This is a genomic window from Pseudomonas fluorescens (genome assembly GCF_001623525.1).
Lineage (GTDB): Bacteria > Pseudomonadota > Gammaproteobacteria > Pseudomonadales > Pseudomonadaceae > Aquipseudomonas > Aquipseudomonas fluorescens_Q.
In genome coordinates, this window is record NZ_CP015225.1 from 878,378 (window position 1) to 892,523 (window position 14,146).

The 14,146-nt window shown below is 60.2% G+C and carries 14 protein-coding genes; 5 read left to right on the plus strand and 9 right to left on the minus strand.

Annotated features, from left to right (window positions below):
- Window positions 1-183: 183 nt before the first annotated feature.
- The 6 genes from TK06_RS03790 to TK06_RS03815 all read right to left on the minus strand — a co-directional run bounded on the left by TK06_RS03790 (window position 184) and on the right by TK06_RS03815 (window position 5,582).
- Complete coding sequence (locus TK06_RS03790; protein WP_063320889.1) at window positions 184-1,176, minus strand: hypothetical protein; 993 nt, start codon at window positions 1,174-1,176, stop codon at window positions 184-186.
- A 59-nt stretch (window positions 1,177-1,235) separates the two neighbouring features.
- The gene (locus tag TK06_RS03795; RefSeq protein ID WP_063320890.1) at window positions 1,236-1,829 is read right to left on the minus strand and encodes a hypothetical protein; all 594 of its coding nucleotides are present in this window, start codon (window positions 1,827-1,829) and stop codon (window positions 1,236-1,238) included.
- A gap of 1 nt (window position 1,830) precedes the next feature.
- Window positions 1,831-2,277: a hypothetical protein gene (locus TK06_RS03800; protein WP_063320891.1), complete on the minus strand. Its 447-nt coding sequence runs from the start codon at window positions 2,275-2,277 to the stop codon at window positions 1,831-1,833.
- Between the two features lie 322 nt (window positions 2,278-2,599).
- Window positions 2,600-3,124 carry an AAA family ATPase gene (locus TK06_RS03805; RefSeq protein ID WP_063325055.1) on the minus strand — a complete coding sequence of 175 codons (525 nt, stop codon included), beginning with the start codon at window positions 3,122-3,124 and terminating at the stop codon, window positions 2,600-2,602.
- Window positions 3,121-3,684, minus strand: coding sequence for a nicotinamide riboside transporter PnuC (pnuC, locus tag TK06_RS03810; RefSeq protein WP_063320892.1), 564 nt, complete (start codon window positions 3,682-3,684; stop codon window positions 3,121-3,123). The genes TK06_RS03805 and pnuC overlap by 4 nt, the downstream gene beginning before the upstream one ends.
- Before the next feature lie 263 nt (window positions 3,685-3,947).
- Complete coding sequence (locus TK06_RS03815) at window positions 3,948-5,582, minus strand: methyl-accepting chemotaxis protein (RefSeq protein ID WP_063320893.1); 1,635 nt, start codon at window positions 5,580-5,582, stop codon at window positions 3,948-3,950.
- A 273-nt stretch (window positions 5,583-5,855) separates the two neighbouring features.
- Between TK06_RS03815 and TK06_RS03820 the strand changes: the two genes are divergently transcribed.
- Complete coding sequence (locus TK06_RS03820) at window positions 5,856-6,686, plus strand: undecaprenyl-diphosphate phosphatase (RefSeq protein WP_063320894.1); 831 nt, start codon at window positions 5,856-5,858, stop codon at window positions 6,684-6,686.
- Window positions 6,683-7,102 (plus strand): DUF1294 domain-containing protein, encoded by a 420-nt coding sequence (locus TK06_RS03825; RefSeq protein ID WP_063320895.1) that lies wholly within the window; start codon window positions 6,683-6,685, stop codon window positions 7,100-7,102. The genes TK06_RS03820 and TK06_RS03825 overlap by 4 nt, the downstream gene beginning before the upstream one ends.
- Before the next feature lie 4 nt (window positions 7,103-7,106).
- Here TK06_RS03825 and TK06_RS03830 read toward each other — a convergent pair whose 3' ends face one another.
- A complete protein-coding gene (locus TK06_RS03830) occupies window positions 7,107-7,457 on the minus strand; it encodes an MmcQ/YjbR family DNA-binding protein (RefSeq protein ID WP_063320896.1) in 351 nt (116 codons plus the stop codon).
- Window positions 7,454-8,362 carry a LysR substrate-binding domain-containing protein gene (locus TK06_RS03835; protein ID WP_063320897.1) on the minus strand — a complete coding sequence of 303 codons (909 nt, stop codon included), beginning with the start codon at window positions 8,360-8,362 and terminating at the stop codon, window positions 7,454-7,456. Before TK06_RS03835 ends, TK06_RS03830 begins: the two co-directional genes overlap by 4 nt.
- Window positions 8,363-8,490: 128 nt before the next feature.
- Here TK06_RS03835 and TK06_RS03840 point away from each other — a divergent pair, with 128 nt between their 5' ends.
- Window positions 8,491-9,099, plus strand: a complete 609-nt coding sequence (locus TK06_RS03840; protein ID WP_063320898.1) for an FMN-dependent NADH-azoreductase — start codon at window positions 8,491-8,493, stop codon at window positions 9,097-9,099.
- Between the two features lie 184 nt (window positions 9,100-9,283).
- Window positions 9,284-10,321: an alpha/beta hydrolase family protein gene (locus TK06_RS03845; protein WP_063320899.1), complete on the plus strand. Its 1,038-nt coding sequence runs from the start codon at window positions 9,284-9,286 to the stop codon at window positions 10,319-10,321.
- Here the strand turns inward: TK06_RS03845 and TK06_RS03850 are convergent.
- Window positions 10,315-11,508 carry an MFS transporter gene (locus TK06_RS03850; protein ID WP_063320900.1) on the minus strand — a complete coding sequence of 398 codons (1,194 nt, stop codon included), beginning with the start codon at window positions 11,506-11,508 and terminating at the stop codon, window positions 10,315-10,317. The two genes, TK06_RS03845 and TK06_RS03850, sit on opposite strands and share 7 nt — an antisense overlap.
- Window positions 11,509-11,850: 342 nt before the next feature.
- Between TK06_RS03850 and TK06_RS03855 the strand changes: the two genes are divergently transcribed.
- A complete protein-coding gene (locus TK06_RS03855; protein ID WP_063320901.1) occupies window positions 11,851-13,842 on the plus strand; it encodes a hypothetical protein in 1,992 nt (663 codons plus the stop codon).
- The last annotated feature ends 304 nt before the right edge of the window (window positions 13,843-14,146 follow it).

Consider the following 14,146-nt stretch of genomic DNA (forward strand, 5'->3'; position numbering starts at 1 on the left):
TCGTTCATTTCAAAGCGTTGAACTGAGTCCGTGGCGAGGGAGCTTGCTCCCGCTTGAGTGCGAAGCACTCATAACCAGTGGGTCTGCTTCGCAGCCCAGCGGGAGCAAGCTCCCTCGCCACAAGATTCACTCACGTCCTGAGTGGACAGCATTACCGTTGCCGGGGCTTCGTTTCATGCGCGCTTACATGCAAGCCTTGCAGCCGGCAGCGATGGACAGCGAGTTGCTCTGCTGGTTGCCCACGCCCGCCGACACGTTGGCACCGCCGTTACCGGAGAAGCCGTTCATGGAGTTGGTCATGGTGGCGTTGTTGATCACAGGGTTTTTCCAACCGTCACGGGTCAGCACCTGCTGGGTGTTGCTGCCGGCCAGCTCGAAGGTCCCCACGGCGGAGAACTTGAACTTGTCGTCATCGTGACCGCCGCCATAGCCGCCGCCTCTGTTGTCCCAGCCGCCGTGATCGTTGTCTTCGGCGGTACCGGTACCTTTGGCCTTGAACGTGCCGGAGGCGCTGTAGGTGCTGGTGAGGGTGTCGGTCTTGTAGGTCCGCACGCCTTTGTTGTCGACCACTAGGCCGGTGGAGGACTGGTCAGCCGCGGCAGAGGCCTGTGCGACACGGCCCCCGGATACGGCGATAGCCAGGTTGTTTTTCTGTTGGTTGAAGTTCCCGGCGGTCACGTTGATGCCGATGTTGCCGGAGCCACTGTTGCCTGCATTGGTGAGCGAGGCGTTGTTTTGCGTCGAGTTGTTCTTGACGTAGTTGTTGTTATTGACCTGCGTGGCGCTGGAGGCGGCGACAGCCGAGCCGAAGATAAAGCTTTCGTCGGCGGTGGCCAGGGCGGCGGCGTTGTCCTGCTGGTTGCCGTCGCCGCCGGCAATGTTGGCGCCCATATTGCCGTTGCTGCCATTGAGCGAGTCAGTGGCTTCAGCGGTGTTTCTGGTGGCCTGGTTGGTCACCACGTTACCGTCGCTGTTCTGCTCATCCAGCACCGTAGCCCCAGCGCCGGCATTGATGGAGAGCAATTGATCCAGCGTCGGCCCTTGCTGATGGCCATTGCCGTGACCGTGACCATTGCCATGGCCATTATTGTTGTCGTTTCCTCCAGCCTGTGCCGCCATTGTCATGACCGCGGCGAGAGCGAAAACCAATGGTTTGAGTGCCATTGTAGGTTTCATGGTGTTTCTCCTTGCGTGTCGTTGGTTAAGTGTCAGTACTTTCTTATGTAGCTTCCGGGTCAATCAGCGACTCGGATGCTCAGGGTGTTAGCCATGCGGTTTCCCACCCCTGCGCTCTGGTTCACCTGGATTACCCCTCGGCTGCCGGTGAAGGCCTGGTCGCTGGTAACGACCTGGCGACTGCCGGTTGGGGCGCCAGTTGCTCCTGAGTTCGGTAGCAACGCCACGTTCTGTTGAGACAGGGCGCTGTCGTCAATGCTCTGCGGATGGGCACTGATGCCCACCCGCATGACATTGGCCATCTGGTTGTTGGCCCCGGCGGACTGGTTGACGCCCAGCACACCGTTGCCGTTGGTGAAGGAGCTGCCGCCGATACGGGCGGTGGCGGTCATGGAAGGGGCGGCCGGCGTGTCGACGCGTTGCTGCACGCGGGTGCTGGCCTGGGCGTGGCTGCCAATGGCGATGGCCCGGGTGTTGGTTTGCTGGATCTGGTCGCCGGCGGCTTGGTTGACGTTGAAGTTGCCGGTGTAATGGCTGCCGGAATCCTGCAGGTTGGCGTTACTGACCACCGCAACACCTGGATCGGCAAATACGGTGAAAGAACTGAGCAGGGAAAGCATGAACAGGGCGAGCAGAAACAGCACGGGCTTCATATCACTGACCTCCCGCCAGCCGACCCAGCGGGGCCAGGCCGGAACTCAGCGAGCGGTTGATGGTGCCGGAGATCGCGCCGCCGCTACCGCCACCGTGACCGGCATTCATGCCCGGCATGCCGTTGGGATTGGTCACGACGTTCAGACCTTGCACGCCGGTATTCGGGTTGACGGTGTTGCGGATCGACGAGCCGCTGGCCACGCTGGCAAATTCGCCATCGCTCAGTTCGGTGCTGGCGGTCGCCTGGTTGATTCGTTCGGAGGGGTTGGCATTGACGGTAGTCGGGTAGGGGTCTTTGCCACCGTTGCGACCAATTGCGATGGGTTGCACGTCACGGTTGAGCACAATGACGCCGTTGCCCTCGGCCTGCACTGGCAGACTGAGCGTTGCGCTGGCGGCGCAGCCGATCAACAGCAGGCAGGTCAAACTTCTCTCGAAAGTCCCCACGGCATCGATTCCTTCTTCGGTGGGCTGGCCCTTGTCAGCGTTGCGAAGTGGGAGAGCATGTGTTGTGCCGTGTTTTGAAATAACTTGCAGTTCAAAGGGTTAGAGTTTTTTTGTATGACCCGCCGGTCGAATCTGTTTCATTCGTGAGACAACCCAGCGGCGGTTAATGGCCGTGCGCTATCGTTTGGCTATGGATCCAGGCTGTGGGAGGGGAGTGTTTCAAGAAACTAACAGTGAGGATGACAATTGTGTGAAAGGGCGCTGGGGCAGGGTTTGAGGGGGGGCAGGTGTTTCAAGAACGCAACACACCCCTCGCGATACGTCAGATTTCGAGCAGTCGGGTCACGGCGGCGAACACCTGGTCCCGACGTTGCGTCCAATCGCCTTCAATCACCTGGAAATGCCGTTGATGCCGAACCAGCCAACGCTCGATCGCTTCGAAGAAATCCATGCGTTCTGCCAGTTCGGGTTGGCAGCGCAAACCGTCGCCGGTCCATTCGACCTGCTCGGGGCTCAGCAACAAGTGCAGGTCATAATGGCGGGCCAGCAGGGCCGGCTCGAGCCAGTCCGGGCAGTCGCCGAACAGGGTCTGGCTCCAGAGGATGTTGCTCAGCAGGTGCGTGTCGAGGATCAACAGCGCCGGCCGGCGGGCACGCGCCTCATCTTCCCAGGCCAATTGGCCGGAGGCGATGTCGGTGATGTCCGCCAGGCAGGTGTCGCGTTGGGTCTGCTCCATGAAATGGCGTACGTACTCATCCACCCGCACGCCACCAAAATGTTCCTGCAATTGCGCCGCCAGCCAACTCTTGCCGCTGGATTCCGGGCCGGTCAGCACCACCACCTTCATGCGCGCAGGGCCGGGGCGGCGCGCCATTCCCGCCAGCCTTGCACGGCCAACAGGGTGAACAGGGCATAGAGCGCGGCAGTCAGGTGCAAGCCTTTGTAAATGAACAGGCCGACGAAGATCACGTCCAGGGCAATCCACAGCGGCCAGCATTGCACGCGTTTCTGCGCCATCCACCACTGGGCCACGAGGCTGAAACCGGTGAGCGCGGCATCGAGCCAGGGCTGGGCGGCATCGGTCCAGTGGGCCATGGCGGCGCCCAACAGCAGGCTGCCTGCCGCACCGATAGCCAGGCCGGACAGCACTGACGCCCCACCGAGACTGCTGACCTGGCGTCCATCATGATTGTGCCCGGCACGGGTCCATTGCCACCAACCGTAGAGTTGCAGCACTGCGTAGACAACCTGCAGCAGCATGTCCGAGTACAACTTCACCTCGAAAAAAATCCAGCTGTACAGCAACACCATGACCAGGCCGATCGGCCAGCACCAGGGGTTCTGCTTGACGGTCAACCAGACAGCGATCACGCCGAGGGCTGCGGCAAACAGTTCAAGCCCGGACATGGCGGTTCCTTGGGGAATAGAAGAGGGCGGCGATTGTAAACGCTATGGCGTGGGCAGCTCCAATACCAATGTTGAATGTGCCGTCGCTATCGCGAGCAAGGGATTACGATCATTCCCACGCTCCTGCGTGGAAATGTCGCCAGGGACGCTCTGCGTTCCGCTTCTGGAATGTGACGCAGAGCGTCACGGGATGCATTCCCACGCGGAGCGTGGGAACGATCTAATCCAAAGCCCGCTCCCACAGGGGGGGGGGCTACCGATCTTTAGACCCGGAACTGCGTGAGCAACCCGTTCAACTGTTCACTCAATGCCTTGAGGCGGGTGCTTGCCTGGCTGGATTGTTCGGCGGCCATGGCCGTGCTGTGGGACAGGCCGGCGGCCTGGGTGACGTTCTGGTTGATGTCCTCCACCACATGGGCCTGTTGCAACGTGGCGCTGGCGATGGAGGCGTTCAGGCTGTTGAGATTGCGCAGGGCCTGGCCGATGGCGTTGAGGCTGGCACCGGCCAGGCCGGCTTGTTCGATGGTCAGCTGCGAAGCACGGCTGCTGTCGCCGATGACTTTCACGGCGGCTTCGGAATGGGTTTGCAGGCGCTCGATCATCGCCTGGATCTCTGCAGTGGACTTCTGAGTACGCTGGGCCAGCAACCGCACTTCATCGGCGACCACCGCGAAGCCCCGGCCCTGTTCGCCGGCGCGGGCGGCTTCGATCGCGGCGTTGAGGGCCAGCAGGTTGGTCTGCTCGGCAATGGAGCGAATTACCTCCAGCACGCTGCCAATCTGGGTGCTTTCACTCGCCAGGGTGCGGATCACTTCCACCGCCTGGTCGATGGTCTGGGACAGGCGGTCGATCTGCTGCAAGCTGCCATCGATGTTGACCTGGCCTTGCTGGGCCTGTGATTCGGCGTCGCGCATCTCATTGGCCGCGTGCTCGGCGTTCTTGGCCACGTCCTGCACGCCATAGGTCACTTCATTGATCGCGGTCGCCACCAGCTCCATTTGTTGCGACTGCTGCTGGCTGCGTTCCTGAGCCTGCGCCGCGTCGTTGCCCAATTCACTGGAGGATTGCCCCAGCGCACTGGCCGAAGCTTGCAGTTGGGTCACCACTTGCCGCAACTTGGCGGTAAAGGCGTTGAAATGCCGCGCCAGTTGAGTGACTTCGTCCTGGCCGTGGGTGTCGAGGGTGCGGGTCAGGTCACTCTCGCCGCTGGCGATGTTGGCCATGGCGTTGACCGTTTCCTGCAACGGGCCGACGATGCTGCGCACGATCAGGGTCAACAGCAGGCCCATGAGCAAGGTGATGACCAGTCCAACCACCGAGGCCTTGATCACCTGGGATTGAAACTCGGCCTGGACGTCATCCACGTACACGCCTGAGCCGATGATCCAGCCCCAGGGCTCGAACAGTTGGACGTAGGAGGTCTTGCCCACCGGGGCCTCGGCGCCCGGTTTTGGCCAGAGGTAATTGATCATGCCGGCGCCCTTGGACTTGGCGATGGCAACCATCTCGTTGAACAGCGCATAGCCGTTCGGGTCACGGATGGCCGAGAGATTCTGGCCTTCAAGCTTCGGGTTGGTCGGGTGCATGATCATGACCGGCGTCAGGTCGTTGATCCAGAAATAGTCAGTCTGGTTATAGCGCAGGCCACGTACGGCGCTGAGGGCCTGTTTTTGCGCGGCGTCACGGGTCAGGGTACCGGCAGCTTCCAGGCCTTGGTAGTAAGTCAGCACGCCGCTGGCGGTCTGTACCACATGCTGGGTTTTCTGCACCTTGGCTTGGTAGAGGTCGCTGTGGATCTGTTTAAGCATCAAGGCGCCGAGCGTGAACAACATCACGATGGACACGACCAGGATGAGCCACAAGCGTCGGCTGATCGACACACTGCGCAAGCTATTCATACGCTGTCACTCCGGTTTTTTATTCTTGTCATATCGACGGCCGGCACTGTAGCGCCCGGCCGCTATCGGTCATTGACCTGAGTCACAACGCGGCAGCGTTATCAGGGCTTGTCTGATAGGATTTCGGCCCCGCAGCGCAAAACCTGAGCCGGTTCTCATTTTTCATTGGTTTTTTTTGAAAGGTCGCGGTTATCGTGCACCCGCTGCGGGGGACCTGCATGACACTTGAATATTGATAAGACCTGCATGAACAGCGTCTTTTTTGGGGGATGAATGGATTTGTGGACCGCCTTTTCGGCACTGATTCTTGGCGTAGTAGAAGGCTTGACGGAGTTTCTGCCGATTTCCAGCACCGGGCACCAGATTATTGTTGCCGACTTGCTTGAGTTCGGTGGCGAGCGCGCGATGGCGTTCAACATTATCATCCAGCTCGGCGCGATCCTGGCGGTGGTCTGGGAGTTCCGCCGCAAGATCTTTGACGTGGTGCTGGGCCTGCCGACGCAACCCAGCGCCCGCCGCTTTACCGCCAACCTGCTGATCGCCTTCCTGCCCGCCGTGGTCTTGGGCGTGCTGTTCGCCGACTGGATCCACCACTACCTGTTCAACCCGGTCACGGTGGCCACCGCGTTGGTGGTGGGCGGCCTGGTGATGCTCTGGGCCGAGAAGCGCCAGCACCAGGTGCACGCCGCAACGGTGGACGAGATCTCCTGGAAAGATGCGCTGAAGGTCGGCCTGGCCCAATGCATTGCGATGATCCCAGGCACCTCCCGTTCCGGCGCGACCATCATTGGTGGCCTGCTGTTCGGGCTGTCGCGTAAAACCGCTACCGAGTTTTCGTTCTTCCTGGCGATGCCGACCATGGTTGGTGCGGCGGTCTACTCGGGCTACAAATACCGTGAGCTGTTTGTCCCGGCGGATTTCCCGGTGTTCGCCATTGGCTTCGTCACCGCGTTCATTTTCGCCATGATTGCGGTCAAGGGCCTGCTGCGATTCATCGCCAGCCACAGCTACGCCGTGTTCGCCTGGTATCGAATCGCCTTCGGCCTGTTGATCCTGGCAACCTGGCAGTTCGGCTGGGTGGACTGGACCGCTGCCAAGCCATGAACCAATCAGGCAACCGCAAACACACCGGGCGCAATGCTGAAGGCACCGTGCAGCACCTGCGGCTCAAACTGATGGTGTTTGCGCTGCTCTGTGCCTTGCCGTTGTTCGGTTCGCTCCTGTTCGGGCTGCGGGCGGTGTCGTGGGTGCCGATGGTGGCTTATGGCGGCGTCAGCGTGGTGGCATTCCTGCTGTACTGGAGCGACAAGCGCAAGGCGCGCGCCGACACCTGGCGCACCCCGGAGAATGTGCTGCATGCGGTGGAGCTGGCCGGCGGTTGGCCCGGAGCCTTGCTGGCCCAGCAGCTGTTTCGCCACAAGACTCGCAAAGTGTCGTTTCAGGTCGTGTTCTGGTCCATCGTGCTGTTGCACCAGGTGTTCTGGATCGACCAGTTGTTCCTGGGCAGCTATCTGTTCTGAATGACTAGAGCAACAAGCCCGCCTGGGTGCGCTTGGGCAATTTGCTGACCACCAATTGGTGTGAGCGTTGCAGCAGGCCACGCAACTCTTCGGCCCCCAGCGGGTAGGGCACTTGCATGATGACCCACTGGGCCCGCGCCAGGTAAGGCGCGGGGTGAATGCCCGGCCGGTCGCAATGGCCCAGGAACAGATCCTTGTCGACCTTGAACGCCAGCGAGTCGCCTCGCAGGCCCTGCAGGGCGAACATCTTGTTCCCGGCAATGGAAAACACCCGCACGCCGCCCCATTTGTAGTCCTCCCTGGCGCCGGGCAGGCCCAGGCAAAACTGCGCGACATCCTCTTCGCTCAACCTCATATCGTTCTATCTCCACAGCCCTCGAAGGCTTCCACCAAATGATCGATCCATGCACGCACCGCTGGCAGCATGCCACGCCGATGCGGGTAGACCGCCTGGAGCCAGCCATCGGGCGATGACCATCCAGGCAAGAGTTCCACCAGTGTGCCGTCCTGCAATTCCTGCTCGCAATACATACTCGGCAATAAGGTGAAGCCCAGGCCGGCGAGGGTGCAGGCCCGGCGCACAATGAAGTCGTCGATGCCCAGGCGGGCTTCCAGGCTCAGTTCCACACGCTGCCCATCGGCGCTGACCAGGCGCAGGTGCACCTGGCGATCGGCTTCCAATGCCCCCAGCACCGGCAGTTGCTTGAGATCGTCCGGGGTTTCGATCCGCCGTCCTGCGGCAAAGGCCGGGCTGGCAACCATCATCAGTCGCGCCTGGCGCAGGCGCCGGGTCATCAGCAAGGGATCCTCGTCCCCCAGATCGCGCACGCGCAACGCCACATCGATGCCTTCGCCGATCAAGTCCACCCGCCGGTTGAGCAGGGTCATATCCAGTTGCACCAAAGGGTATTTCACCAGGAAGGTTTCGATTATCACCGGCAGGAACTGGTGGGCCAAGCCCACCGGACTCGACACTCGCAATCGGCCGCGGGGTTCGCTGGACATGCTCGCCACCGCTTCGTCGGCCATCTCGGCCTCCAGCAACATGGCCTGGCAATGGCGCAGATAACGTTCGCCGACCGCGGTCAATTTCAATTGGCGGGTGGTGCGCTGGAGCAACCGGGCGCCGAGGCGTTCTTCCAGCTCGGCGATACGCCGCGACAACCGCGACTTGGGAATGCCCAGCGCGCGCCCAGCCGCCGCGAAACCGCCGGCTTCGACGACTTTGGCGAAGTAATACAAGTCATTGAGGTCTTGCATGTTGAACTCGATTGTCCTGTCAGTGGGACAAACTATCGCATTTATGCTGGCTTATCGATCATTGGCCTCATATGTAGGATGGTCGCCAATTGATCGCCCGGTGCGGTCCTCATTTGGAGAGCATTGATATGAAACTACTGCACATCGATTCGAGCATCCTCGGCGACAACTCCGCTTCCCGCCAATTGAGCCGTCAAGTGGTTGAAGCCTGGAAAGCTGCCGAGCCAGGCATCACCGTTACTTACCGTGACCTGGCCGCCGACGCCATCAGCCATTTTTCCGCCCAGACGCTGGTTGCCGCTGGTACCAGTGCCGAATTGCGCGACGCTGCGCTCAAGTACGAAGCCGACCTTAGCACCGAGACAATGGCAGAGTTCCAGGCGGCGGATGCGCTGGTCATCGCCGCGCCGATGTACAACTTCAGCATTCCGACCCAACTCAAGGCTTGGATCGACCGCATTGCCGTGGCCGGCCAGACGTTCCGCTACACCGAAGCTGGCTTCGAAGGCCTGTGCGGTGGCAAGAAGCTGGTGATCGTTTCCACCGCCGGTGGTTTGCATGCCGGGCAGCCAAGTGGTGCAGGTCATGAGGATTACCTGAAAGTGATGTTCGGTTTCCTAGGCATCACCGACATCGAATTCGTCCGTGCGGAAGGGCTGGCCAAGGGCGATGACATGCGCAATAAGGGCATGAACGAAGCCCAGGCGCAGATCGGCGAACAGTTCGCCGCTGCGTAAAACCTGCGTAAAGGCAGCAAGCGCTTCGGGCAACCTTCGTAAAACCCTGTATTCTCGTCGTCATTGGATGGCCGGGATGCAGGGTTTTACTGCATTCGGCGCCTGGATTTCTGGCGCAGGTTATGCACGGCCAAGACTGCGAGCGACGGGGCCTTCCCGTGCGCTGGTGAAGGTGGATGATTCGATGATACGTTTTGGTGCGGCGCTGCTGCTTTGCTTGTTTGCCAGTCTCGGTTCAGTGCAGGCCGCACCGGGCCCACATCCGCATTGGAGCGCCGGTTTCCATGAGCTGAGTTTTCTCGATCCGCTCGATCAGCAACCGATGCACGCCATCGCCTTCTATCCGTCCACCGACCGGGAACAATCCAGCCTGCTGGGCGGCTACCAGATCGATGCCGCGCCGGACGCCCAGATCGCCATCGGCCGTTTCCCGCTATTGATGTTGTCCCATGGCAACACCGGCACGCCGTTGGCCCTGCATGACCTGGCCACCTCCCTGGCACGCAAGGGGTTTGTCGTGGTGGCGGTGATTCATCCCGGCGACAATGCCCAGGATCACAGCCGGCTTGGCACCCTGAGCAACCTGTACGGGCGGCCGATCCAGATTTCCGAAGCCATCACCGCCACGCTCAATGATCCGATGCTGTCGCCGTTCGTCAACGCCGGGCAGGTCGGGGTGATCGGCTATTCGGCCGGTGGCGAAACCGCGCTGATCCTGTCCGGTGCGACGCCGGACCTCAATCGCCTGCGCCGCTACTGCGTGGAGCGGCCGGACGACCGTGATGCCTGCAATACCCAAGGCGAATTGATCGCTGATCGCGATGACCTGCAACCGGTGGCCGACCCCAGGGTCCGGGCATTGTTGTTGATGGCACCGTTGAGCCTGAAGTTTGGCCGTCATACCCTGGCCGATGTCCATGTGCCGGTGCTGTTGTACAGCGGCGATGGCGACAAGCTCGTGGCTTTCGACAAGAATGCTGCCGCTCTGGCCCGCAAGCTGCCCACCGCACCGGATTTCAAGACCTTGGCCGGCGCAGGCCATTTTGTCTTCCTCGCACCTTGCACCGATGAGCAGATCGCCGCGATGCCCGCGCTCTGCACGGATGCTGACGGTGTCGACCGCAAGGACATCCACCGCACCATGATTTCCGAGGCCAGTCGCTTCTTCGGCGAGGCCTTGGGCAAGCCAACCCGGGCGGGGATGAGGACGGCCGATCAATAAGGTGCGTTTATAGCTCGGCGACGCAGCAGCAGAGTCAGGCCCAGTCCAGTGACGGACAACAAGGCGGCGCAGAAGAAGATCGACGAATACCCCAGGTTCAACGCCACCGCCCCCATCAACGGACCGGCAATCGCCAAGGCCAGGTCAAAGAACACCGCATAGGCACTCAACCCGGCGCCCCGGCTGGTATTCGGCACCTGCTTGATGGCCTCCACACCCAGCGCCGGATACACCAGCGACAGCCCGAAGCCCGCCAGCCCCGCGCCGATCAGCGCAAACGCGGTGGAAGGCGCCAGCCAAAGCAACACCAGCCCCAGGGTTTCAATGCTCATGCAGACAATGGCCGAGCTGAAGCCACCGAAGCGGGCGATGCTGGAAATGAACAGTAACCGCGCCAGAATGAAGCAAATGCCGAAGACCGTCAGGCACCAGGCCGCGCCGGTCCAGCCGCGACTGACGTAAAACAACGTGATGAACGTGGTGAGCGTGCCGTAGCCGATCGAAGCCAGGCTCAGGCTCGCCCCGTACGGCGCAATGCGCCCGAACACCGCCCAGAAGGGCAGGCGCTCGCCGCGAATCACCGGCACCGACGGCTTGTTGCGAATCATCAACAGCGCCGCACCGGCCAGCAACGACAAGGCGACGCCCAGGCTGGCGAAGCCCAACTCACCGACCATCACCACCCCCAGCGGCGCGCCGATGGCGATGGCGCCATAAGAGGCGATGCCGTTCCAGGAAATCGAACGAGCCGTATGCTCCACGCCGACCTGGCCCATGCACCAACTGATCGTACCCACGCCAATCAGGCCTTGGGCCACGCCCAGCAGCAAGCGGCCGGCAATCAGGATCAGCAGGCTGGGTAGCGGGAAGCTTTGCAGCAAGGTCGAGAGCAGCGTCAGCACGCCGCTGAGCACAATCCCCGACAGCCCGTAGACGATGGCGCGCTTGGTGCCGACGCTGTCCGACAACCGCCCGGCCATGGGACGGCTGAGCAGGGTCGCCAGGTACTGTGAACCGATGGTCAACCCGGCCACCACCGCGCTGAAGCCCAGCTGTTCGTGCACATACCCGGGCAGCACGGCAATCGGCAGGCCGATGCAGAGAAAGGCGATGAAGGTGTAGAAAACGATGGAGACGATCTGCAGGGTGATCGATAGGGAACTGGGAGCAGAGGAGGGCGTGGGCATGGGGCTCGTTCGCGGGCGGCGGTAAGAGAGCCTCATCATGGCGCGAGGTGAGGATAAAAGAAAGCAGGCTAACTAAATGTGCTGGCACGGGATGCGGCCCGGGCTTGGCGAATAGTTCCTTGGTTTGAACCCCCGGCTTTTCTGGCGGGCAGTCGCTGCTTGGGCTCTGTAAAAGGACGACCTGTCAACTCTGACAGTATCCAAGATATGAAAGAGGGCGTTCAATCAGTCGCAGGCCCTATTGGTCGATGTGAAACGCTTCGAGATGTCCATGGGCATTGTGTGCCGAGCTTTACGGCGGTAGCTCCAATCACGACGGTCTGAATATCAGGAGAATCGGATATGGCAAGCGTGGACAAGAAAACCAGTGCGGCGCAGGCTCGTATTGACTACCTCGCGCAGCGACGTGAACAGCATTCAGGACCCAAGGCTTTGGACCCTCCTGAGCTTCTGGCCAGGCTGGTTGATAGCACAGACGGTACGCTCCATGGCGAAGATCTGGATAGGGATCTGCAAGTCAAATTCTTGGGTTTCTCTGACTTGCCGGCACTTCCGAATGATGCGTCGATCATGTATTTGCAGTTCGCTTCGGGTGCGACGCCTGCTGAAGCAGACTATGAAGACGTTGCTGAAAGAAGCTTTCCTTTTCCGGTCGACCCGCAAACCGCTTTTCCGTTTGAACTGACCCTTGAGCGCAAGCACTTTGCCTTCGATGGCGTTTATACATTCAGAGCGTATTTAAAGAGTTACAACAACGGCCGCGACAAGTCACTACCCACCACTCGTATTTTCGATAGCACGCCCCCCTATAACCATAAGGAGCCCAAACCGTTAACCATTACGTCCCCCATCACCGATGCTGTTTTGGCGGCTAATCCTCTTGGGGTTCCGGCGATCCTTGACGAATATGACGACCGCGCGGCAAGCGATGAATATTTTCTGTATTACGGAACACTCCCGTTGCCGGATAACCTGCCCGGTACCCCGCCTACGGTCACAGGTTTTGTACCGAATGACCTGACATTACGGATACCTGTCAACATCATTCGGGAGTTGGGGGATGGTGGCTGCTATGCGGTGTATGCACTGCGCGACAAAGCGCAGAATCGCACTCCGCTGTCTGACGTAACCGCCTTGGGCGTGGCCTTGGGCACTTGGCCGCCCCCTGATCTTCAAAGAGTCGAAGTACCGCAAGCGACATTCAAGGGGTTCCTCGATTTTCAAGATGCTCTGGATGGCGTGGATGCAGTCGTCAAAACCTATACGGGGCGAAAGGGGACCGATTACATTGAGGTGACCTGGGGAACGACAGTGCTTCCTTTGGAAACCATGGGTTTGGCCCCAACCAAGAGCATCCGCATCGACCCCGACGTGCTGCGAAGCGAATACGGCACTGCGACCGGGCCGATTAGTATTCAAGTAAGTTATCGCGTACTTCGAGGCACGGAGCCCTATGGTTCGGACATTGAAACAGGGATTACGGTCGTGACCAATTTTTGGCTACCGGGGCCCACGCCCATCGATCCTTGGCCTGATCCGATCAATGGTGACATCCCATTGGGTGACGTCTTTGGCGAGAATTCAACAACGCCTAACGTTTTGACCCGAGCGCACAATAATAAAAATGCCAACTTTGTATTTAAGTTGTACCCGAATGTGCAGGCGGACGAGATCGTAAAGATTTACTGGAACGGCGAGCACGTCGTCGAAGCCGATTATACGGTCTTGCCCACTGATAAAGAGGGCTATGAAAAAACGCAAGTCATTCCGTGGCCCTACATCCACAGGGGCGGCAATGGCGACGAGGTGCCGGTGTGGTACTGGATCAATTCTCCCAACTCTCCCAACCGCCAACGTTCGGACGACACGCCGGTCGAGGTGAACGCGGTCATCTTCAAGCCCGCTGCGCCGACCTTTCCCGATATAGACGGCCCGTTCTTGAATTGCGATTCGCTCTATGGTCCCGACTACGCCATTCGTGTGCAAGTGCCTGATCTATCGGGCCCGCCTTACAACTTGGGCATCGGGGATGTGGTGACCCTGCACTGGGTCGCGCTGGCGGGTACTGCTGGAGAAACGCCGATCGATGGGGCCGAGAAGGATGAACCGGTCACCCTGGATGACACAACCTGGCCGGTGACAGGCTTCATCTGGCTGGTACGACCCTACGCAACGCACCTTCTGCCCACGTATGACCCATTTGGTCCGGGGGGCAGTGAGGGGCGAGGGCGAATCACCTACTCCTATGTTGTAGATGGAGAGACGATTACTTCTGAGGAGAGCGAGGCGCGGGTGACCATGTTCCTAGGTCACGGCTCGTGCCCAATCCCTTGATCATCATCACGTATCCGGCGGTGAAGGTGCGCCCCCTTTGCCGCTGGAGTTAGGTCTGTTTACTTTTGCGTGATCAAAGAAGGAGTTGTCGGTAGAGAATCAGAAAAGTCCTACATATGCCCACAGGGCTAATCTATAGACTCGCCGGCCGTATTAAGTGTTGCCCGGCGAGTTGCTAGCCTGGATATGACACTTGGAATTAACTTTCCTTCTCCAGGGAATCGAGCATGATATTTTCCAATTGCACGTTTGCATTAAACCCTATATCGCGGTGTCTTGCGCTGGCCTCCGTTGCCCCGTTTAT

Coding starts and splice junctions, on each gene's coding strand:
- TK06_RS03790 (WP_063320889.1), bottom strand. CDS start 1,176: ATGAAACCTACAATGGCACTCAAACCATTGGTTTTCGCTCTCGCCGCG.
- TK06_RS03795 (WP_063320890.1), bottom strand. CDS start 1,829: ATGAAGCCCGTGCTGTTTCTGCTCGCCCTGTTCATGCTTTCCCTGCTC.
- TK06_RS03805 (WP_063325055.1), bottom strand. CDS start 3,124: ATGAAGGTGGTGGTGCTGACCGGCCCGGAATCCAGCGGCAAGAGTTGG.
- pnuC (WP_063320892.1), bottom strand. CDS start 3,684: ATGTCCGGGCTTGAACTGTTTGCCGCAGCCCTCGGCGTGATCGCTGTC.
- TK06_RS03815 (WP_063320893.1), bottom strand. CDS start 5,582: ATGAATAGCTTGCGCAGTGTGTCGATCAGCCGACGCTTGTGGCTCATC.
- TK06_RS03820 (WP_063320894.1), top strand. CDS start 5,856: ATGGATTTGTGGACCGCCTTTTCGGCACTGATTCTTGGCGTAGTAGAA.
- TK06_RS03825 (WP_063320895.1), top strand. CDS start 6,683: ATGAACCAATCAGGCAACCGCAAACACACCGGGCGCAATGCTGAAGGC.
- TK06_RS03830 (WP_063320896.1), bottom strand. CDS start 7,457: ATGAGGTTGAGCGAAGAGGATGTCGCGCAGTTTTGCCTGGGCCTGCCC.
- TK06_RS03835 (WP_063320897.1), bottom strand. CDS start 8,362: ATGCAAGACCTCAATGACTTGTATTACTTCGCCAAAGTCGTCGAAGCC.
- TK06_RS03840 (WP_063320898.1), top strand. CDS start 8,491: ATGAAACTACTGCACATCGATTCGAGCATCCTCGGCGACAACTCCGCT.
- TK06_RS03845 (WP_063320899.1), top strand. CDS start 9,284: ATGATACGTTTTGGTGCGGCGCTGCTGCTTTGCTTGTTTGCCAGTCTC.
- TK06_RS03850 (WP_063320900.1), bottom strand. CDS start 11,508: ATGCCCACGCCCTCCTCTGCTCCCAGTTCCCTATCGATCACCCTGCAG.
- TK06_RS03855 (WP_063320901.1), top strand. CDS start 11,851: ATGGCAAGCGTGGACAAGAAAACCAGTGCGGCGCAGGCTCGTATTGAC.